This is a genomic window from Robertmurraya beringensis, assembly GCF_042433785.1.
GTDB classification, from domain to species: Bacteria; Bacillota; Bacilli; order Bacillales; family Cytobacillaceae; genus Robertmurraya_A; species Robertmurraya_A beringensis.
The window spans coordinates 1-21,725 of the sequence record NZ_JBHLUU010000122.1; the positions used below are offsets into that span (position 1 = coordinate 1).

Consider the following 21,725-nt stretch of genomic DNA (forward strand, 5'->3'; position numbering starts at 1 on the left):
AGTTGATTTGTAAATCATTAGGGAAGCATGTGAACTGCTTCCCTTTCATTTTTGGACAGTGAATCCGTCAGTTTTAGGACAATCAACACCGTCAAGTTCTGGACATTGGAGAACGTCATTAACACTAACCAATAATAATTCGTTCTTTAGGATAATGAAACTTTTCTTTAACTGGGTTTCCACGAATGATAAATAGGAAAGAGAAGATACCTATACGGCCAATAAACATGACCAAAATTATGACTAGCTTACTTGCGACACTTAATTCGGAAGTAATCCCCATAGATAATCCAGTGGTTCCAAATGCAGAACAGACTTCAAAAAGGATTGGCATAAGACCTATCGATGGTTCTAGCACGGCAATGGTGATCACAGCTGCTGAACAAATCATTATAGCTGTTGTTATTACAATATAGGATTTAAGAATGTCTTCCTGCAGTATTTCTTTTTTAAATACTTTAATTGTATCTTTTCCCTTGGCATAGCTGAAGATACTAAGCATCATAATTGCTAATGAAGTGGTTCGTATTCCTCCCCCAACACTGCTTGGGGATGCTCCAATAAACATAAGTATACATAAAATGAGTAACGTTGGTGTAGTGAATTCATTCACGTTCATTGTTGATAGTCCACCACTACGAGACGATACGGATTGGAAGAACGCATAGAAGAAAGATTCATGCCAAGATTTCCCTGCAAAAAATGCGTTATATTCAAAAAGGATGATGAGTATGGTTCCAATCACTACTAATAGTATAAAAGTGGTTGATGTTATTTTCGTAAATAAGCTGAAACGGAAAAGGGTATCTTCTTTCCTAAATAAGAAATGCCTAACTTCAATTAATACAGGAAATCCTATAGCCCCTAACACAATTAAAATGATATTGACTAGTTGAACAAAGTAATCACCTGCATAAGGATGAAGGGATTTACCGGTAATATCAAAGCCGCCATTGGTTGTTGCACTAACACTCATAAAAAATCCGTGTAATAATGCTTCAGGCCAGTCAGGGTAGTAACGCAGTAAATAAGCACCTAAAACCAATGAACCGATAATTTCAATTAATATAATAAGGAAAAGTATCTGTCTCATAAGCTGTACAAGTCCTGATAAGGTCGATTGATTTTGGTCTGTCATGATTAATTTTCTTTCTCTGAGTCCAATTTTTTTTCCCATTACCAACCAAATGAATGTTCCCAGAGTCATAATCCCAATTCCACCAAATTGGAGGATGAAAGTTAATATAAACATACCTGTAGTACTAAACTTCTCTGCAATAGTTATTGTTGATAATCCAGTGACACTTACCGCACTTGCCGCAGTAAATAAAGCATCAACAAAAGAGAGCTCTTCACCTGGTTTTAGTGCAACAGGGATTAGTAAAAGAAGAGTAGAAATACCTACCGCAATGATATAAAACAACACAATAATTTGAACAGATGAAAGCTTTTCCATAAAGATTTTCGAACTAATTTTCATAATAAACCTCTTTAAAAATATTCTAAACATATTGTTGTTCCCATAAGTTCCAATTATACAAAAGATAATGGTAATCGGGAAGTAGTTTATTCAATTGCTCAAACAGTCATCTAGTATTATTTTAACAGAGTGAATGAGGAAACAATTGAAAATAAATAATAATTTGTAACTTTATCCAATTTTAATCGTATAGAAATAGGTGCTATATAAAAGATGGAAAGAAGGGTGAAAATGACTCAATATGCTCTAGAAGTTAACAACCTTACAAAGAAAATAGGGAAAAAACTGATTGTTGAAAACGTAACTTTTCAAATTGAAAAAGGGGAAATCTTTGGTTTACTTGGTCCAAACGGAGCTGGAAAAACAACGATCATTCGAATGATCGTTCACTTAATTAATCGTACAGAAGGAAAAGTAGTCATAAATGGACATGATCTAGATCAATCATTTAAAGATGCAATGGGTGAAATAGGGGCCATTGTAGAAAATCCAGAATTCTATAAATATATGAGTGGAATGAAAAACCTAAAGCATTATATGAGAATGGCTACTAGAGAGGTTTCAACTGAAAGGCTTGATGAGGTAATTCGCTTGGTCGGTCTTGAACAAGCGATCCACCAGAAAGTAAGAACATATTCCCTTGGAATGAGACAAAGACTCGGAGTTGCTCAGGCTTTATTACATAGTCCAAGCATCCTCATTCTTGATGAACCGACAAACGGACTTGATCCACAAGGTATAAGGGAATTTCGTGATTATTTAAGATTATTAGTGAATCAAGGGATATCTGTATTGGTCTCTTCCCACTTGCTTTCAGAAATGGAACTGATGTGTGATCGTTTTGCGATAATAGAAAAAGGCAAATTAACACATATATCCCGAATGAATGAATCTAATAATATGAGCCATCAAACAAAACAACAGGTAATGTTTGAGGTAAACAACACAGAACAAGCCTTTAATTTATTAGTAAATCAAAATTTGGGTGAAGAAAGAAAGGTAGAGAGAGGATATTTATATGCATCTATGGATCGGGAGACAGTTGCTAGGGCAAATCAGTTGTTTGTCTCCAACGACTTACAAGTGTATGAAATTTCTTATATAAAAACATCACTTGAAGATCGCTTCCTTGAGATTACAAATAAAGAAAAGAAGGAGGAATCGATGTGATCGGACTTATTCAAAATGAAATGATAAAAATCTTTGAGAAACGGGCAAGTTGGATTTATATTGCTATACTAGTAGTTGCGATGGTGATTGGTGGATTTATTTATCAAAGAGTAAATGGAGAAGTAGATGAAAACTGGCGTGAAAATTTAGAAGCACAGAATGCTCAGTATAAACAAGAAATCGAGCAAATTCCTGCCGACCAAGATCCCACATGGCTAAAAGACCAAATCAAACAAAATGAAAGATTTCTCGAAGAAAACATAAATCCAACTGCAAAAACCAATTGGCATTTTATGAACGATGTAGTTATTGGTGTAACAACACTGGTGACCTTGTTTTCTGTGATTGTTGCTAGTGCGATCGTCGCTGCTGAGTTTTCAGATGGCACCATTAAACAGCTATTAATAAGGCCGCATAAAAGATGGAAAATCTTATTGTCAAAGTATGTGGCAGTAATAATTAACGCATTGATTTTAATGGCAGCATTATTTATCTCAGGTTTCATTGTAGGAATATTATTTTTTGGGTTTGGAGATTTTCATACACCATTTTTCGAATATACCTTAGACGGGCAAAAAGAGGCCGTACTTGGAACACAGTTTCTCTTAAAAACAGTCTATTTTCTTCCTAGCTTGCTTATGATTACTACAATTTCCTTTATGCTATCCACTCTCTTTAAAAGTCAGGCTGTAGCAGTAGGCATAGGAATTTTTGTTCTATTTGTCTCATCTACATTAGGAGGGCTTATTATCATGCTAGCTGAGGAGTATACGTGGGCAAAGTTTCTTATTTTTCCTCATCTGGACTTAACTGTGTTTGCCTTCCAAGATAAGATTTTGCAAAATATTACCTTAGCTGGTTCCCTATCAATTCTTTCAGTATATTATATTGTGTTTATGATTGCGACGTTTGTTTATTTTCAAAAACGTGATGTGAGTATATAAAACAAGGAGAGAGGTAGAAATAGCTACCTCTTTTCTTTTTGTGATAAAGTAGGTGTAGCATTTCTTAACGAAAGTGAGTGTTAGAGAAAAATGACAAACAAATTATATTATGAAAATGTGTATCAATCCACTTTTGTAGCAACTGTTACGAAAAGTGAAGAAGATTATATTGTTCTAAGTGAGACTGCCTTTTATCCTACTGGTGGAGGACAGCCATGCGATACGGGAACGATTAACGGAAAAATAGTTTCGAATGTGGAAGAAGTAAATGGGGAAATTCGTCATTATATAAATGATTCCATTCCTGTTGGTTCGAAAGTAGAGGGAATTATCGATTGGGAAAGAAGATTTGATCATATGCAGCAGCATGCAGGACAGCATATACTCACAGCCGCATTTGTAGAATTATACGGTTATGAGACAACTAGTTTTCATCTTGGGTCAGAAAAAGTCACAATCGATCTCAATGTAGAGAATATCTCTTCTCAAGAGTTGGAAAAAGTCGAGCAATTAACAAATCAGATCATTCTTGAACACAGAAAAATTGAGACAGTATGGGTTTCAAAAGAGGAAGTAAATCAATATCCTCTACGGAAAACACTTTCAGTTGAAGAAAATATTCGCTTGGTGATCATTCCTGAATTTGATTATAACGGTTGTGGAGGTACACATCCACAAAATACAGGTGAAGTTCAAGCCCTATCTATCTTGGGTACTGAGCGGCAAAAGAAAAAGACAAGAATTGAGTTTGTTTGTGGACACCGTGTTCGAAAGCAAATACATGATAAAACAACTGTTATCTCAAAGTTAACAAGTCTCTTACACGCTCCTCAAAATGAACTAGAGACTAATGCTATTCGACTTATTGATAGAAATAAAACACTTGAAAAAGAAATTAAGTCTTTACAGGATACCATTTTTCAATATGAAGCTCTGGAGTTATTAAAAGATACAATAAAAGTAGGAAACCATAGAGTCGTTCAAACTACATTTAAAGATAAGGGCCTCCAAGAACTACAAACCATTGCCCGATATGTGTTGGCTAACGATCCTGAAGTCAATGTACTTTTCGTTTCAGAAATTAATGGGAAACTACAATTTGTTTGCCAAAGAGAACAGGCCGCTATAAATATGAAATACCTTGCTCAATCAATATTACCAGTGATCAATGGAAAGGGTGGAGGAAATGAAAAAAAGGCACAAGGAGGTGGAGAGGCTAAAACGATAACTTCTGATGCTCTACTTACAATGCTTTTGCACCAATTAAAGTAAATATTTCCAGGTGAAATTTAAGAATACGATAATATTATTATGTAAACTAAAAAACGTGAGGGATTAGCTTTGAATGAAGATTTACTCCAAAAAGCAGAAGAGTTTCTCAATCTTTGCTATTTAGAACTAGAAAAAGATTCTGTTACCTTGTTAGCAAGAGTGGAAGAAGTAAAAAGTTCGATTCGTAAGACGGGAACATATGAACATACATATGAAGAACTTTCTCATGGGGCAAAGATGGCATGGAGAAATAGTAATAAATGTATAGGACGTTTGTTTTGGGAATCTTTGATTGTTAAAGATTATCGACATTTACATGAAGCAGATGAGATCATTCATGCACTTTTCGAACATATCAAATTTGCGACAAACAATGGTCATATTAGACCTACTATATCTATTTTTAAACAAGAGACAAAGGAACATTCTGTTCGGATTTGGAACCACCAGCTTGTACGATATGCTGGATATGATTCACAGCACGGATTGATTGGAGATCCTCATTCTATTCCATTTACAAAGGTGTGTGAAGAGCTTGGGTGGGAGGGGAAGCATACAAATTATGACCTTTTACCTCTAGTGGTTCAAGTAAATAATGAAAAACCAAATTGGTGTACTATTCCTCCGAGCCTCGTTCTTGAGGTCAATCTTTCACATCCGGAATATGAGTGGTTTGAAGAACTAGGATTAAAATGGTATGGTGTACCGATGATCGCTGACATGCTTCTTGAAATTGGTGGAATTCATTACACGGCTGCCCCATTTAATGGTTGGTATATGGGAACGGAAATAGGGGCTAGAAATTTAGCGGATGAAGATAGATATAATGTGTTGCCTATAGTTGCTGATTATATGAAATTGGATATGTCTAGAAATAATAGTCTTTGGAAGGATCGAGCGCTACTTGAAGTAAACCGAGCGGTGCTATATTCCTATAAAAAAGCTGGAGTTAGTATTGTTGACCATCACACCGCAGCGGCTCAGTTTAAGTTGTTTGAAGAAAAAGAGAAAGAAAAAAGACGAAAATTAACAGGCAATTGGACTTGGTTAATACCCCCTGTTTCTCCCGCATTAACCCATATTTTTCACCAACAATATGACAACAGCACTCAATTGCCAAATTATTTTTATCAAGTAGCTCCTTATGAAAAGAAATAGATTTTGTCTATTTCTTTTCGTTTTAAATAAAACGCTTCCATTACAAAAGGACTATTGTTAATATAGGTATAAAGTATATCCTATAAATGGGGGAGCAATCATGAATATCACTGTTCGAAAAAAAATTATAGGTAGTTTTGTAATTGTTTTAATTATGTTAGTAGTTGTAGCAAGTGCTGGAATTTTTCAACTTTATTCAGTAAACAATACGTATCAATCATTCTTAAAAGAAGAAGTAGGTCAAAAGTTAGAAGTGAAAAATCTTCAAGAACAAATGATTAGAAAATCAGCAGCCGTTAGGAGCTTCCTACTCACAGGAGAAGCTGATTATCTTACAGAATACAATGAGGCAGTAAAAAGCTTTGATAACTCTATGAAAAAGTTAAAAACAACCATCACTGATAAGGAGTTATTAACTACATTAACTGCTCTTGAGGAAATGTCAAAAAATGATTCGAAGTTTGCTCAAGACCAAATACAAATGAAAAAAGACAACGATGAACTAGGGTATTTAATCCTAGCAAAATCAACTGCACAAACGTTAGGCATGCAGTTTAATGCAAAAGTAAATGAACTTCTATCTATTCAGGAAAAACATTTAGAACGAGTGGTTTGACTACAAAAAAAATAGATGGAATCGTTACAATAATGATTGTTATAAGTGCTGCTGCGATTCTTGTGGCATTAGCACTAGCGATGATTATTAGCCTACAGATTGCAAAACCAATTGTTCATGCATCTAAGGCCATTGAGAAGGTAGCGAGTGGGGATCTTTCTATTGATGAAATTCAAGTGAAAAATAAAGATGAAATTGGAGCCATGATACAGTCTGTGAACTTAATGGTTTCAGGACTAAGAGAAGTAGTAGTGCAAGTGAGAGATTCATCAGCTCAAGTTGCAGCGAGTAGTGAACAACTAAGTACAAGTGCGCAGGATAGTACTCAAGCAAGTGAAACAATTTCTCATATTGTTGAACAAAACTCAGAGGGTATGGATATGCAACTGCAACATTTAACCCAAATTCACTCATTAATTGAAGAGATGTCTAGCAATATAAACTTAATTACAAAAAGTAGTGAAAAAATGCTCGTCACAGCCGATAACACGTTTAATGTTACTGATCAAGGAGCATTATCTATCGAAAAAGTTGTTAACCAAATGAACCTTATCAATGATGGAGTTTTGAATGCTTCACAAATTATTCGTCAGTTAGGGAGACGCTCGAATGAAATTACTTCTATCCTAAATATGATTACCACCGTTGCAGATCAAACGAATTTGCTAGCACTAAATGCAGCAATCGAAGCGGCGAGAGCAGGCGAACATGGCAAGGGTTTTGCTGTAGTTGCAGACGAAGTAAGAAAGCTCGCAGAGGAATCCAAAAAATCAGCTGATCAAATTACAAAGATGATTTCTTATATCCAATCTGAAACGGACCTAGCTGTTTCTGCAATGGAAGAACAGTCTCACAAAGTGTCTGAAGGGTTTGAATATAGTCAGGATGCAAAGAAAGCGTTTGCTCTTATTGGAGAGTCAATGGGAGATGTGATTGAAAAGGTATCAGACGTTTCATGTGCCATCGAACTACTTAGTATGCATAGTACAAATGTCGTGCAAGCAATTGGCGAGGTTAAAGAAATCGCAGAAGAAAGCGTTGCAACAACAAGAGAAGTAGCAGCCGGGACCGAAGAAAACGTTGCTACTCTCCAAGAAGTAACCGCTAGTGCTCAAGACCTATCAGGAATGGCTGAAACCTTACAAAAGTTAGTCCACCGATTTAAGATTTAAAATAGAAAAGCATCTAGTTTTAGTTATCAAGACTAAAAATAAATAAAATCAATGATAATAAGCCGTATAACATATTAGATATATCTAATATGTTATACGGCTTTTCTCTTAATTCTTTAACAGGGCTGACGAATCAAAGAGAACCTTTTTATAATTCAAGTTGAATCGTTGTTATTCTTTTCGTTTCATCAATCCATAAATAGACGTTTTTACACTTATGAGCTAAATATCTTATAGCTAAATTTTTTATTAATGACTCTTCAAGATTCCAGTCATATAGTTGAAGAGTAATTAGGGAATTATTAGAGGTTTCCTGCAAAAAGTTTAGAACAACATAAAAATTATCATCTTCAAACTTTTCAATAAATTGAGGATGCAATTTATAAACTTTTTGTGGCCGCCACTCATAGGATAAGTCATTATTAATTGATCCATAAAGGCTCTTAACTATTGGGTTTAACTTACACGAACGTATTTCAGCTATTGATTCTTTGTTTGGTTTAGTGAGCATTATTTCAACGGGTTTATTATGTTCTAACACAACTTTTCTGCTATTAAAATGTGCAACAATTTCTCTTAATGTTTTTTTTGTGATTTTTCTATGAGGTAGAGACAATGAAGTCATGCTGTTTTCGTCTTGGGCGCTTAATAACACAAAAAACTGAGTCAGTATAGAAAATTCCTTGACAAGTGTTTCTTCATTATCAAGTGCCCTGATTTTAAAATCAGAAATTTCTTCCGAAATATTGGACGGTATTGTTTCATTTTCTTCCAAGGCGCTTAACCATTTCAAAGGTAACAACTCCAGTCCCTATAATTTAAATTTATTTAACCTCGAAGTATGACCATCCGTTTGCCCATGCTCCATACACACCATTTTTAACAGTGGTAAATGTACCTCCAAGTCGGGCACGATATGCACCGTCAGAGAGAGTAGTAGATCCTTCATTTCTAATAGTAGAACTTGGTGTATTAATTCGATAATTGAAAGGTAAAGTTTTATGGGGCTCCCAACCTCCATTAAGGAAGCCATGGTCTTTTTGAATTTCTACAGTTACATTACTATAAGAAATTACATCACCACCAACCTGAATTGTCCAAGGGCAATATACGTTATTGCTAATAGAATAACAAGAGACTGTACCACGAGCAAAGTCTAACCCGAAAGTTGAAACCCCTCCACCAGTACCAGTTTTTTTATTAATTGGAGCATAGTCTGTAGTCGCAGTATTACCAACGGATGTTACTTCTGTCGAAGCTGCCTGGGATTGATTTGGAAATGAAGAGAATAAGAGAATCGTAAATAGAAAGAAATACAAATATTTTTTCAAAAAAAATACACTCCTATAGTTTTTTACAATAATGAGAATTATTGGTTAATAGTATTGTACTTTAAAAAAATGCTTCTACCAATAGAATCCAAATATTTTAAATATCTAACTGCCTCAACTACCGGCAATCCTTCCTCGTCTAAAAGAATGTATCTTTTTTTATTATTATCTAGTAATACCTCTTGTACCCTCATTTTCTCACCACATCCCTCTAATAAATTATACATATTAAACTATCAATAACTAGTATTGTTTATCTATTTATTATGTACAAAAATAACAGAATGAAATGACATTCTGACTTATTAGCCTACTAATATTGTAGTATATTTAATTCCAACTAGATGCTTTTCTATTTTATTTTATATGATATAATGAGTACGAAATAATAAACTACATACGAAGAAACCACAAGGGGAGCGTTATGCTGAGAGTGAACGTTTGTTCTGACCCTTTGAACCTGTTAGATAATTCTAGCGCAGGGATGTGGACTGACTGAATTTTTCTTGCAATCATGTCTCTCTACACTCTCCTTGAGGTTTCAGAAAAAGGGGAGATTTTTTTATGGGAAACAAACGACTAATTATGATGATTGAAGCTTCTTTTTTTGCAGCTTTTGCACTAATTCTTGACCTTCTACCATCGATCAAGCTATCGCCTAATATTTCTATTTCATTTGCGATGCTACCAATTTTAATTATTGCTTTTAGATGGGGATTCCTTGCAGCAACAGCTTCTGGCTTTTTATGGGGACTGTTACAAATTGCTATGGGTGATGCTTATATTTTAACTCCGTTACAGGGTTTCATTGAGTATTTTCTTGCCTTTGCGTTTATTGGATTTGCAGGTTTCTTTATGAAAAAAATTCAGGTTGCACTAACTGAAAATAAGAAGAAAGCCCTTCAATGGATCATAGTTGCCACATTCGTCGGAAGTGCTGCACGTTATTTTTGGCATTTTATCGCAGGATTTTTATTCTGGGGAGAAAATGCACCGGATGGGATGTCGCCACTCTTATTTTCACTAGGTGTGAACGGTGGTACCATGATTGGGGCCGCCATCTATTGTTCCATTGTTTTATTCCTTTTAGTGTCAAGTTCTCCAAGATTCCTGTTACACAAAAGGATTTCCTCAGAGAACGTAAAAAAAATATCGTAATTTAACTCTCGTCCAATGTTTTGGACGAGTTTTTTGTATGGTTTTTCCTATATGTGAGAAACTATCCAAATAACTAACATTCAAATGGAGGCTTTCATGAAAAAAACTTCATTTATCATGATCCTAGTCATTTTTACAATGTTTCCTCATCATGGGTATGGCCAGGAAATGAAAAAGGCAGCTATTATCATTGATGATTTTGGAGGTGGTGTAGGAGGTGTAAAGGATTTTTTAGAAGGTGACGTACAAATAACGGCAGCTATTATGCCATTTAATGAACTTTCAAAAAAGCATGCAGAATGGGCATATGAAAATGGTTTAGAGATCATGGTACATTTGCCCATGCAGCCAAAAAAGGGAAAGGCCTCTTGGTTAGGACCAAAGCCAATCACCAATGACTTATCAAAAGAAGAAGTAAGAAAGAGAGTCATTGATGCGATCGATAGTGTTCCTCATGCTATGGGCTTAAATAATCATATGGGCTCCCTCGTCGTTGAGAATGAGGAGATTGTCCGAGTGATTGTTGAAGTGGCAAAAGAAAAACAGTTATACATTGTTGATAGTGCAACAAGTCCAAAGTCAAAATTCGAGGAAATTACTGAGGAATTGAATGTACCTTTTATTAAAAGGGATGTCTTTCTTGATGATATCTGTTCGGTAAATCAAGTGAAAAAACAAATGCTTATTCTTGCAAGGATTGCGGAGAGTAGGGGAACCGCTGTTGCGATTGGACATGTTGGTACATCGGGCAAGGTATGTTCATTAGGTGTTACTGAGTCAATGCCTGAATTTAAGCAAAAGCATATAAAGGTCGTTCCTGTATCCGAGTTGTTATCAGACTCCATTCGATCAAAGTATTTTCATCTATATTAAAAATGGCTGTCCAGTGGGAGAGATTCTCCATTACATCGGACAGCCTTGTTTTTTATTGATACATGCTTGGTACTTGATTTTGTTCGACATTCACATCGTCTGAAGTATATAAAAGAATGGATACGGAACCACCTCTCACTTTGGAACGAATCAAGATAGGATGTTTATAATTATTCATAAAAACAAAGTCAGGACCGTACCAACTTACTGTTGCATCGCGACCTGGAGGAACATAAGGAACGCGTTTGGAATGGGAATATCGTTTTACGATTTTTAACCCTGCTCGATCCACAGCATTAAAGAGTGTAGAAGATACTTGGCAAATGCCTCCGCCGACCCCCTCGGAAAGCTCACCTCGAACAATAATAGGAGCTGGCATATATCCGCGTTCTTTTGTCCGTTGACCAACCACCTCATTAAACGAAAAAGTCTGACCTGGAAATAGGACGAAGTTATTGATCGCCTCGGACGATTTTCGTATATTGTTTGTTCTTGAGGTATTGTAGCTATTGAAATATGTGACATAATACCCGATGGCTTGTTGGCGTATTCTTGACAATAACTCACTATCTACCTCAGGATAAATCGGTTTTTTAGGGACTTTAAGCGTTTTGGCACCTTTACTATAAAAATAGGAGTGATATAGGGTATGAAAGGATCTCTTATTCAGTTGATATCCCAGCTGCTCTGGCTGTAAATTTCCATAATCATCAAGATAAGCATTTTTCGGCTCTATGTATACTTGTTGGGAAAGTTCAGCAGTTAATATATCAAGATGATGCAAGTCCATATGCGGAGTATTAGGAAGAGGAAAAACTAGTTCTTCTCGATCTACAGTCATTATGGGTTGATCATTATCAATCAATGTGAGTACATCGTGATCGGTTGGTTGTTGAATAAGCATGAGAATAGATAAAAGTCCAGTTAATTTCAATCGTATCATCCTTCCGCTAAGGTACCATGAGTATTATTCCAAGTTCACGATTACCTTATACGGGGTTTGAGAAATGAAAAAAGACTGGGAATTCCCAGTCTATCGTTTAAGCTTTTTCAGTTGTTTCTTGCTTTTGTTTAGGCCAGCTCTCTACCCCTTTTAAACCAGGAATACTATCTTCGAAAAACACAGGGTCAAGACCTTGCTTGCGTTGTTCAAGGTAATTATCAAGTGTTTTAAAAGCAATATTTCCTAGTAAACCAATGGCAATTAAGTTTGTAGTGGCCATAATGGCCATTGCTAAGTCAGCTAGGTCCCAAACAATTTGTAAGCTAGCAACGGCCCCAAAGATAACCATCCCAACGGCTAAAATTCGGAAAATAAGAAGCGTTGCCTTACTTTTATGAATAAATTCAATATTTGCTTCTCCATAGTAGTAGTTCCCAATAATTGAAGAAAATGCAAACATGAAAATGGCAATGGTTAAAAAGAGACTAGCCCAACTTCCAAAATGTTCGCCTAAAGATGCTTGCGTTAATTCAATACCTTGAAGGCCTGTGGTGTAGGAGTCTGATAGTAAAATAATAAACGCCGTCGCAGTACATACTACGAGGGTATCAAAAAACACTCCAAGTGCCTGTACAAAACCTTGCTTGGCAGGGTGAGATACGACCGCAGTTGCAGCAGCATTTGGTGCACTACCCATACCCGCTTCGTTTGAGAATAAACCTCTTTTCACACCCATCATTATAGCCGAACCAACGCCACCACCAACTGCTTGGTCAATGCCAAATGCATTTTTGAAAATAAGTGAGATAACGCCAGGTAATTCTTGTATATTAGTAATGATGACGTACAGAGCTAATAATATATAAAAGAAAGCCATGATTGGTACAATGACTGATGAAAATCTAGCAACCCGTTGAACTCCACCGAAAATAATAATAGCTGTTACAATAGCTAAAACGATACCTACAAGTAGATTATCAGTCCCAAAAGAACTTTTAAAGGATGCAGAGATCACATTACTTTGTACCGCAATGAAAGTTAGTCCAAAAGAAAATATGATACCAAAAGCAAATACTTTACTTAATCCAACCGATCCCAGTTGTTTTCTCATATAATAAGCTGGACCGCCTTTAAATCCAGTCCCATCTTTAACTTTGAATATTTGGGCAAGAGTACTTTCTACAAAAGCACTCGCACCTCCTAAAATCGCAACGATCCACATCCAAAAGACAGCACCAGGACCACCAACAGCTATTGCCATTGCGACTCCAGCAATATTACCCATGCCGATTCTTGTAGCAGCGCCTATAAAAAATGCTTGCAATGAAGAGACACCTTTTTTATTAGAAGGCCCAGTATTTTTATCTTTTAATACGTGAAACATTTCTCCAACCTTTACGATTTGGACAAATCGCATTCTAACAGTAAAATATAAACCAAGGCCTAGTAGCAAGCCAATTAAAATATATGACCAAAAAATATTATTTGCTTGTCCAACTATTGTTTGAATCCATTCCATTATACTTCCTCCTGATGTCGAAATTTGTACTTTTGCACATTAGTTGAATTATCTAGAAAATCAATTCATCTGTCAATCCTAATTTCGTTGAAGTAGATTAAAACGTAAAAAAGACGTTCTAAAAGAACGCCTTTACTGTGAATTTTCTACTATTTCTAGAACCTTCACTTGAATTTTTGATACTCTTAGTTCATCCAACTCTATAGCGGTAAATTGAACTCCATTAAATGTGAAATGTGGCTGTTCATTTTGGTCAGGGAATCTACCTAGTTCCCCAATGAAAAAACCACTTAATGTTTCGTACTGATCTAAAGGGAGACCTAATTTTAACACATCCTCCACGTCATCCAAACTGGTTGTTCCTAGGATGTGATATTCATTGTCGCTAATTTTTTCAATTTCAATTTCTTCTTCTTCATGCTCATCATATTCATCAAAAATATTTCCGACGATTTCTTCAAGAAGGTCCTCAACAGTTACAATACCGTCAGTTCCACCATATTCATCTAAAACGATGGCCATATGAGTTTTGTTTTTCTGGAGTTCCTTAAACACATCGTCTGTTCTCATTGATCCAATAACGTAAAAAGGAGGACGGATGATGTTTTTCATTTCAAAAGGACGATTATCTTCGTGCTCCATAAATTCAATTAAGTCTTTCACATGAAAGATACCTATTATGGTGTCCATATCTTCCCCGTATACAGGGAATCTCGTATACTTTTCTTCATTAACGATACGAACGACATCTTTAATGGTTGCTTCAGCAGGAATGCCAACTATATTTGTTCGGTGAGTCATGATATCTGTCACGTACGTATTATCAAAAGCAAATATATTGTTGATCATTACGCTTTCTGTTTCTTGAATGGTTCCTCTTTCCTTGCCGATATCGAGCATTAGTTTGATTTCTTCTTCTGTTGCATCCTCATCTTCTGCATTTGGGTCAACACCAAAAAGACGAACGACAATATTTGTTGATCCAGTGAGTAATTTTACAAACGGCGCAGAAACCTTTGACAAGGTGGTCAGTGGAATAACGGCTATCATTGAAATGGCTTCCGCTTTTTTCATGGCCAAACGTTTTGGAACTAATTCTCCAAATACGAGAGTAAAGTAAGACAAAATGATCGTAATTACAAAAACAGAAACGGTACCAAGCATTCTTTCTGATAAGGGTACTCCTAAAGCAAGTAGCAGTTGAGTAAAGTCGCTAGCAAAGTTCTCAGCAGCAAACGCACTCGCTAGGAACCCAGCTAATGTGATGCCAATTTGTATCGTTGCCAAAAAACGACTTGGTTCACTTAATAACTGGTGAAGCATCTTAGCCTTCTTATGCCCTTCATCAGCCATCACTTTAATTTTATTATCATTTAGGGAAATGAGTGCAATTTCTGAAGCGGCAAAAAAGGCATTTAATAAAATTAATACAACTAATATGACTAGTTCAATGGTCAAAACAAAATCATCCTCTTAAAAAATTTTCAACTTCTATGTATTAAGTATTCTTCTTAAGCGCGTATAAAATACTGCTCCATTCTAATATATGAAATGAAAAAAAAACTGTAAAGAAAAATACTATTATTTACTAAGAAAACATCAACTTTATTTCGCAATTGAGATTTTTGACAATAAAAAGGTGAAAACATTGTCTTATTTTGCTGTTTTTTCATATATAAGAAGTAAGGAGGTGAAAAAATAAAATGGTGAAAATATTTTTGGATCCAGGTCATGGTGGAACAGATCCTGGAGCGACTGGTAATGGACTTCAAGAAAAAAATATAACACTAAGTATAGCTTCTACCATTCGTAATTTTCTTATCAATGAATACGAAAATGTTGAAGTACAGATGAGTCGAACGGGGGACCAAACCGTGAGTTTAATTTCCCGAACAAATGCAGCAAACAGCTGGGGAGCTGACTTCTTCCTCTCGATACACGTAAATGCAGGTGGGGGAACTGGATTTGAGAGTTATGTTTATCCAGATGCAGGCGCCCCTACAACTACGTACCGTCAAGCTATACATGAGGAAGTTCTTAAAGTAGTAAACTTCTCTAACAGAGGACAAAAGCAAGCTGATTTTCATGTACTAAGGGAAACCAATATGGATGCAGTCCTTACAGAAAATGGTTTTATTGATAACACTTCTGACGCTGAGAAGTTAAGAAGTCCGGCTTTTATTACAAGCTTGGCAAGGGGGCATACGAACGGATTGGCTAGGGCGTTTAATTTAAGAAGAAAAACGACACCTGATCCATCGACTGGACAAAGAGTTTATCGAGTACAAATAGGAGCATTTCGAAATAGAGAAAATGCGGAAAGGCTAGCTGAAAGAGCAGTTGCGAAAGGTTTCGAGACCTATGTATACCAAGAGGATGGGTTATTTAAAGTCCAAATAGGCGCATTCGCAGATAGAAAACGAGCTGAAGAGTTAGCAAATAGGGCAGAAAGAGAAGGCTTTGATGCATTTGTTCATCAAGGATAACCGAAAGCACTTCTAAATGGAGTGCTTTTCTTTTTATGGACAAGTTTGGTGGTCAAGTGAACAACGGTTTTCGCATAGAATGTATTTTTTATGAGTATACATAGAAGAAAAAGTTGAATTTGTTGCTGTAAGGGAGGGGAATCGGTGAATAATGAGGTCGTGCAATACTACGTTGTGAACGAGGACTTAAACCTGGCTCCGGGGAAACTAGCCTCACAAATTGCCCATGCTGCTACTATATCCACCATAAATATGGTCAGCTCCAAGCAAGCTAGGTTTCCTGATTACTTTGAATACTATGTAGAATGGTACCAGTCAGGTATGAAAAAAATGATATTAAGGGGCAGTGAAAACGAGCTAGAAACGTTGGTGGAAAGCGGTTTTTATGCGGTTCATGAAAAAGGAGTCACTGAAGTGCTAAATGGAAAGTTATCGGTAGTTGCCTTACCACCAATGCCTAGACTGTTAAGTAAAAGATTCGTAAGCCAGTTTAAACGGTATTAATATAAACGGACGGATTTCTTAAAAACAAAACTGCTCACTTGATAAACAGGTCAGCAGTTTTTTTATTTAAGTGGGGAAATTGTGAAAAGATCCTCCTGGATAAGAAGGATTACAAGAAAGTTTGTGGAATAGTATACAGAATATTGAGACAATGTGAAATAACTCCTTCTCTTTCTGTATATATTTAATAGTAAGAATAGAATAAGGAGGAGAAAAATATGGGAAAGATACTGAATACATGGTCATTTTTCATGGTTTTACTTTCTGGAGGCCTCGTATTTGTTCTCTCTACTAATATACTTACTTCTTACTTTATCCAGTGGGTTGGTGTTCATCCGTTAAAAATGATTTATTATTTTACAATGATTGTATTCTTCGTCGGTATCATTGGTTTTTCAGGTGTTACCAATTGGAAAGGGGCGATAAGAAGTGTTATTACCGTGGGCCTAGCTGCATTTATTATCGTTTTCTTGGCCTATATCATTTATGTTGGCAATTTACCTGAGTAAAAAGGAGGGGACAACAATTGCGTGACGTTGAATTAAAGGCGATTTTTGACCATCACATTGCACAAAAATATTTGACTAGATCAGGCATTTCCCATGCGATTGCTGTCGCTTATCATTCCTTTCACTTAGCAAAGAAACACTCAGTACCCGTTGATTTAGCAGCAAAAGCTGGGTTGCTGCATGATATTGGACACTTCACCTGGTATAAAAATGGGAAGTGGGATTATGAAATGTATAAAAAATATGATATCCATCCTATAAAAGGGGCTGAACGCGCTCATAAATTATTAATCCGCCTAGGTGAAAACCCCGCGTCAGCAAAGGTCATTTCTCATGCCATTCTTTTTCATACCGATTCATTCTTACCAACTAATACAATCGTTAGAACTCCCTTGCAAGAAATCGTAAAAAAGGCGGATGAGATGGATGAGGAAGAAGGGGGATTGCATCATTATCGAACCATTTCAAATGAGAGGGCAAGAAAAAGTTTAGAAAGATTAGATCACATGATTGATATCGAGTTAAATGGGGGATAAACCACTTTTCTACTACAGAAAAGTGGTTTTTTTTGTTGGAAATGGAGTATGACATCAACTGTTACAAAATCGCCACAAATCAAAAAACGTTGATATATCAACGTTTGTAAGGGTTGAGATTCCGAGTGAATGCCGAAAAATAGACCTCTAAGGGAATTTTCCGAGGCTGATAGGGAAATCCCCCGATACGTTGAAATGAGATCAAGACATAAAATGAGGATAACTTAAATGTTGATTTTTCAAGGAGGAGCTAAAAAATGCAAGGAGAACTTTCAGCAAATAAAAAAGCAACACATTCAATTGAACGCGCGTTTGCTTCTAAGTTTGCCAAATCTATGTTTATAAGTGTGTGCGGACTAGCAATTTTATCATTTATCGGAACGAGAATGTTTACTCATATCGATTTAAACCTATACGGATACATGGTTGGCACGATTGTTTTTTTAGGGGGATTCTTTTATCGATTTATTGCTTGGGGAGAACGTCCACCTACAAAAATCTTTATTAAAAAGGGATTAAAACTTCTGTTTAGAAAGTCAACCCCTAAAACGACTACAGAACACTTAGTCACCTACCGTTTTATCTGGAATCGCGGGCTCTATCGCTGGACTCAACATATTTTAATGGGTTGGGGTTGTGTAATAGCAGCATTCGTTACCTTCCCACTAGTGTTTGGATGGATGTACTTTACAATGGAAGAGAACGGATATTATACGGTCGTTGGAATGGGAATTGACATCATGACTATTAAAGCAGACGGTGTTTTAGGCTACCTTTTCTATAACGCTTTAAACATTTCTGCAGTTATGGTAATCACTGGTGTTTGCATGATAATTTACAGACGATTGAAGAACATGCAAGCACGTGCGGAACAGACGGTGGTTTACGACTTTTTGCCATTATATTTACTACTTTTTGTTAGTATCACTGGGATTGCATTGACGTTTATCAATATGTTTTTACACGGCTGGGGTCACTCGGTCATGTCATTAATTCATCAATATTCCGTGATTGTTACCTTAATATATTTACCATTTGGAAAGTTAGCACATATTCCTTTCCGTCCTGTAAGTATTTTTGCTAGAAACTACCGTGAGCATTATGCTGAGCAGTCAATGAAGCATTGTAAGGTCTGTAGTGAGGAATTTGTATCTACTGAACAATCAAATGATGTCGTCCATGTACTAGGCGTGAACCATATGGAATTTAAAAAGGAAGACTTCCATCTTGCGGAATTATGTCTTCCATGTCGGAGAAAGTACCGTATCGCTCAGTTCTCTGGCTTCCCTACACATGAAGTGAAAGTTAAGGAGGCAAACCAGAATGCAAAGGGATAAATTTTTTAAAGAAGTAAAGAACTTACATCATCCAAACGAGAAACTAGTAAAAACTCATTGTAGTTATTGTGGAATGCAATGTGGGATGAATTTACGAGTGAATACAAAAACAAACAAAATTATTGGTGTAGAGCCACGATATGAATGGCCTGTAACAGTTGGGAAAATGTGCCCGAAAGGTGTAACAGCTTACCAACAAACGAATCATGATGACCGGATTCTACGACCGTTAATTCGTGATAATCAAGCGTTAAAAGGAACAAAAGAAGGTTTCCGTGAGGCAAGTTGGGAAGAAGCATACACGTTAATCGTAAAGAAATTCCAAGAATTACAGAAGAATTATGGAAAAGATAGTCTTTCAGTTTTTAGCGGAGTATCAATGACAAATGAGAAATGCTATTTAACTGGAAAGTTTGCTCGTGTCGCACTAGGCACAAGATATATTGATTATAATGGCCGCTTCTGTATGTCAAGTGCAGCTGGTGGATTTATGAGATCACTAGGTGTCGATAGAGGCTCAACGATACCTTGGACAGATATACATGAAACAGATTGCTTGCTTATAGCTGGAAGTAATACAGCTGAATGTCATCCAACCTCTATGTTCCGCATTTGGAATGTACAAGAAAGAGGAGGGTACATCATCGTGGTTGACCCACGTGAAACACCCATTGCAAGAAGAGCGGATCTTCATTTGGATCTTCGTCCAGGTACAGACCTTGCCCTTGCAAATGGAATTCTCCATCAATTAATCGAAATGGGCCATATTGATGAACATTTTGTGAACAATCACACAAATGGATTTGAAGAGACAAAGGAATTAGTAAGAGAGTTTACCCCAGAATATACAAGCGAACTTACTGGTGTTGCTCCAGAGAAGATTATTAGAGCAGCTGAGATATATGGAAAAGCTCCAAATGCTGTAGTTATGTTTGCTCGTGGAATTGAGCAACAGCATAAAGGTGTTGACAATGTGTCTGCGTATACCAATTTAGCGCTCGTAACGGGCAAGATTGGTCGTCCAAAATCAGGCGTAGCCACTTTTACTGGTCAAGGCAATGGGCAAGGAGGACGTGAGCACGGGCAAAAGGCGGATGCACTTCCTGGTTATCGTAAGATTGCCAATCCAGATCATGTTCGAGAAGTAAGTAAAGTATGGGGAATCAAGCCGGAAGAGATGCCGCAAGCTGGTGTATCAGCATATGAGATGTTTGAGCTGATGACAGATAAAACGATTAGAGGTCTTTACTTACTATGCTCAAACCCAGCAGTTAGTGCTCCTAATCTTAACTATGTGCGAAACGCTTTAAAAAATCTCGATTTTATGGTTGTTGCAGATTTTTACCTTTCTGAATCAGCTGAATTTGCCGATGTTATTCTTCCAACAACCACTTGGTCGGAGGATGAGGGAACGGTCACCAATCTCGAAGGTCGAATCATTAAGATTAATAAAGCCCAAGAGCCTGTTGGTGAATCTAAACCAGATTGGGAAATTCAAGTTGAGCTTGCTGAAAGACTTGGAAGAGGTCAATACTTCAGCCATTTAAAAACAGCAAAAGATGTCGGAGACGAATTCCGCTTAGCCTCTAAAGGTGGTTATGCAGATTATTATGGAGCCACATGGGAAAAGATCGAGAAGCAAGATGGGGTGTTTTGGCCTTGTAAAGATGAGGCTGATAAGGGAACACCACATATGTTCTTAGACAAAAAGTTTTATCATCCAGATGGAAAAGCCAAGATTTGTGCACTTCCATACCGACCACCAGCGGAAGAGCCATGTGAAGAATATCCATTACGTTTAACAACTGGACGGGTGGTGTACCATTACCTATCTGGAAATCAAACGAGACGAATTCAATTTTTACGGGATATGTGTCCAGAACCTTATGTTGAGGTACATCCTGATACTGCTTCTAAATATGACATTCAACATGAAGAGGTCGTCCGACTGTTCACTCGACGTGGAACCGCTGATTATAAAGTGAAAATAACTGAAGCTATTCGAAAAGATACGGTGTTCGTACCATATCACTTTGGTCACGATCAATCTATTAATCTCCTTACTATTGCTGCACTGGATCCGATGTCAAGAATGCCTGAGTTTAAGGCTTGTGCCGCACAAATAGAAAAACTAGAAATAAAGAAGGTGCAATAAATGAAGAAGAGGCTCTATCTAGAATTAGAAAACTGTATCGGCTGTCGTTCTTGTCTGGCTGCCTGTACGCAGTGCGGAGGACATGAAGAGAAAAACAGAAACTATGTATATGATGTGAATCCTCTTGTAAACCGTCAGACGATGCCTCTCATGTGCCTTCATTGTGTCAATCCGGCATGTGCAAGAAGCTGTCCCGCTCAAGCGATCCAGATTCATGAGACGGGTGCTGTATTGTCTGCATTGGTTGAAAAGTGTATTGGTTGTCAAAACTGTACGATTGCTTGTCCATATGGAATTCCCAAATTTGATACGGAACAAAATCTTATGTACAAATGCGATTTGTGTATTGACCGGACAAAGGATGGTATACCTCCTATGTGTGCAAGTGTATGTCCATCAAATACATTGCAGTGGCTAACGGATGATGAAATAGAAGCAAAGCAAAAGCAGTTCAATTTAGATAATGGTAAATGGGTTACAAGTATGCCGTATCTTGAAGGCGAAACAAATGTACGAGTGAATCTCCCTGGTATTTTACAGGGAGTAACCAAGTTATTTTAGG

General features: G+C 36.8%; 22 protein-coding genes and 1 riboswitch. Of the genes, 15 read left to right on the forward strand and 7 right to left on the reverse strand.

Annotation, left to right across the window (positions count from 1 at the left end; all coding sequences use genetic code 11):
* Window positions 1-124 precede the first annotated feature (124 nt).
* Window positions 125-1,480: a TrkH family potassium uptake protein gene (locus ACFFHF_RS19895; protein ID WP_160547011.1), complete on the reverse strand. Its 1,356-nt coding sequence runs from the start codon at window positions 1,478-1,480 to the stop codon at window positions 125-127.
* A gap of 231 nt (window positions 1,481-1,711) precedes the next feature.
* On the opposite strand from ACFFHF_RS19895, the gene ACFFHF_RS19900 reads away from it, so the two are divergent.
* The 6 genes from ACFFHF_RS19900 (at window position 1,712) to ACFFHF_RS19925 (ending at window position 7,812) form a co-directional block, all read left to right on the forward strand.
* Complete coding sequence (locus ACFFHF_RS19900) at window positions 1,712-2,650, forward strand: ABC transporter ATP-binding protein (protein ID WP_340904147.1); 939 nt, start codon at window positions 1,712-1,714, stop codon at window positions 2,648-2,650.
* The gene (locus tag ACFFHF_RS19905) at window positions 2,647-3,594 is read left to right on the forward strand and encodes a DUF2705 family protein (protein WP_340904146.1); all 948 of its coding nucleotides are present in this window, start codon (window positions 2,647-2,649) and stop codon (window positions 3,592-3,594) included. The genes ACFFHF_RS19900 and ACFFHF_RS19905 overlap by 4 nt, the downstream gene beginning before the upstream one ends.
* 90 nt (window positions 3,595-3,684) lie before the next feature.
* Window positions 3,685-4,866 carry an alanyl-tRNA editing protein gene (locus tag ACFFHF_RS19910; RefSeq protein WP_377058896.1) on the forward strand — a complete coding sequence of 394 codons (1,182 nt, stop codon included), beginning with the start codon at window positions 3,685-3,687 and terminating at the stop codon, window positions 4,864-4,866.
* 69 nt (window positions 4,867-4,935) lie between these two features.
* Entirely contained in the window at window positions 4,936-6,024 is a 1,089-nt protein-coding gene (locus ACFFHF_RS19915; protein ID WP_160547014.1) for a nitric oxide synthase oxygenase, read from the forward strand.
* A gap of 100 nt (window positions 6,025-6,124) precedes the next feature.
* A complete protein-coding gene (locus ACFFHF_RS19920) occupies window positions 6,125-6,640 on the forward strand; it encodes a CHASE3 domain-containing protein (protein WP_377058897.1) in 516 nt (171 codons plus the stop codon).
* The gene (locus tag ACFFHF_RS19925) at window positions 6,637-7,812 is read left to right on the forward strand and encodes a methyl-accepting chemotaxis protein (RefSeq protein WP_377058898.1); all 1,176 of its coding nucleotides are present in this window, start codon (window positions 6,637-6,639) and stop codon (window positions 7,810-7,812) included. Before ACFFHF_RS19920 ends, ACFFHF_RS19925 begins: the two co-directional genes overlap by 4 nt.
* A gap of 148 nt (window positions 7,813-7,960) precedes the next feature.
* Here ACFFHF_RS19925 and ACFFHF_RS19930 read toward each other — a convergent pair whose 3' ends face one another.
* The 3 genes from ACFFHF_RS19930 to ACFFHF_RS19940 are packed head-to-tail and all read right to left on the reverse strand — an operon-like array spanning window position 7,961 to window position 9,337.
* Window positions 7,961-8,605 (reverse strand): hypothetical protein, encoded by a 645-nt coding sequence (locus ACFFHF_RS19930; protein ID WP_160547016.1) that lies wholly within the window; start codon window positions 8,603-8,605, stop codon window positions 7,961-7,963.
* A 31-nt stretch (window positions 8,606-8,636) separates the two neighbouring features.
* A complete protein-coding gene (locus tag ACFFHF_RS19935) occupies window positions 8,637-9,143 on the reverse strand; it encodes a hypothetical protein (RefSeq protein ID WP_340904140.1) in 507 nt (168 codons plus the stop codon).
* Window positions 9,144-9,181: 38 nt separating this feature from the next.
* Window positions 9,182-9,337, reverse strand: coding sequence for a hypothetical protein (locus ACFFHF_RS19940; RefSeq protein WP_377058900.1), 156 nt, complete (start codon window positions 9,335-9,337; stop codon window positions 9,182-9,184).
* Window positions 9,338-9,546: 209 nt separating this feature from the next.
* Window positions 9,547-9,645, forward strand: a riboswitch (TPP riboswitch).
* Between the two features lie 62 nt (window positions 9,646-9,707).
* Here ACFFHF_RS19940 and thiT point away from each other — a divergent pair.
* Entirely contained in the window at window positions 9,708-10,301 is a 594-nt protein-coding gene (gene thiT / locus ACFFHF_RS19945) for an energy-coupled thiamine transporter ThiT (protein WP_160547017.1), read from the forward strand.
* A gap of 96 nt (window positions 10,302-10,397) precedes the next feature.
* Window positions 10,398-11,174 (forward strand): divergent polysaccharide deacetylase family protein, encoded by a 777-nt coding sequence (locus tag ACFFHF_RS19950; protein ID WP_340904139.1) that lies wholly within the window; start codon window positions 10,398-10,400, stop codon window positions 11,172-11,174.
* 52 nt (window positions 11,175-11,226) lie between these two features.
* Here the strand turns inward: ACFFHF_RS19950 and ACFFHF_RS19955 are convergent, their stop codons facing one another.
* The 3 genes from ACFFHF_RS19955 to ACFFHF_RS19965 form a co-directional block, all read right to left on the reverse strand.
* Window positions 11,227-12,117, reverse strand: a complete 891-nt coding sequence (locus tag ACFFHF_RS19955) for a VanW family protein (RefSeq protein ID WP_160547018.1) — start codon at window positions 12,115-12,117, stop codon at window positions 11,227-11,229.
* Window positions 12,118-12,214: 97 nt separating this feature from the next.
* Window positions 12,215-13,636: an amino acid carrier protein gene (locus ACFFHF_RS19960; protein WP_160547019.1), complete on the reverse strand. Its 1,422-nt coding sequence runs from the start codon at window positions 13,634-13,636 to the stop codon at window positions 12,215-12,217.
* 132 nt (window positions 13,637-13,768) lie between these two features.
* Entirely contained in the window at window positions 13,769-15,094 is a 1,326-nt protein-coding gene (locus tag ACFFHF_RS19965; RefSeq protein ID WP_160547020.1) for a CNNM domain-containing protein, read from the reverse strand.
* Between the two features lie 245 nt (window positions 15,095-15,339).
* Here ACFFHF_RS19965 and ACFFHF_RS19970 point away from each other — a divergent pair, with 245 nt between their 5' ends.
* The 7 genes from ACFFHF_RS19970 (at window position 15,340) to ACFFHF_RS20000 (ending at window position 21,724) form a co-directional block, all read left to right on the forward strand.
* Window positions 15,340-16,122 carry an N-acetylmuramoyl-L-alanine amidase gene (locus ACFFHF_RS19970; protein WP_377058901.1) on the forward strand — a complete coding sequence of 261 codons (783 nt, stop codon included), beginning with the start codon at window positions 15,340-15,342 and terminating at the stop codon, window positions 16,120-16,122.
* A 144-nt stretch (window positions 16,123-16,266) separates the two neighbouring features.
* Window positions 16,267-16,626 carry an aminoacyl-tRNA hydrolase gene (locus ACFFHF_RS19975; protein ID WP_340904135.1) on the forward strand — a complete coding sequence of 120 codons (360 nt, stop codon included), beginning with the start codon at window positions 16,267-16,269 and terminating at the stop codon, window positions 16,624-16,626.
* Window positions 16,627-16,844: 218 nt separating this feature from the next.
* Window positions 16,845-17,135 carry a hypothetical protein gene (locus ACFFHF_RS19980; protein WP_160547022.1) on the forward strand — a complete coding sequence of 97 codons (291 nt, stop codon included), beginning with the start codon at window positions 16,845-16,847 and terminating at the stop codon, window positions 17,133-17,135.
* A 17-nt stretch (window positions 17,136-17,152) separates the two neighbouring features.
* Window positions 17,153-17,671 (forward strand): HD domain-containing protein, encoded by a 519-nt coding sequence (locus ACFFHF_RS19985; protein WP_160547023.1) that lies wholly within the window; start codon window positions 17,153-17,155, stop codon window positions 17,669-17,671.
* A gap of 257 nt (window positions 17,672-17,928) precedes the next feature.
* Window positions 17,929-19,008 (forward strand): hypothetical protein, encoded by a 1,080-nt coding sequence (locus ACFFHF_RS19990; protein ID WP_160547024.1) that lies wholly within the window; start codon window positions 17,929-17,931, stop codon window positions 19,006-19,008.
* Entirely contained in the window at window positions 18,995-21,163 is a 2,169-nt protein-coding gene (locus tag ACFFHF_RS19995; protein WP_160547025.1) for a molybdopterin oxidoreductase family protein, read from the forward strand. Before ACFFHF_RS19990 ends, ACFFHF_RS19995 begins: the two co-directional genes overlap by 14 nt.
* Window positions 21,164-21,724, forward strand: a complete 561-nt coding sequence (locus tag ACFFHF_RS20000) for a 4Fe-4S dicluster domain-containing protein (RefSeq protein WP_066048124.1) — start codon at window positions 21,164-21,166, stop codon at window positions 21,722-21,724. It begins immediately after the preceding gene.
* Window position 21,725 lies beyond the last annotated feature (1 nt).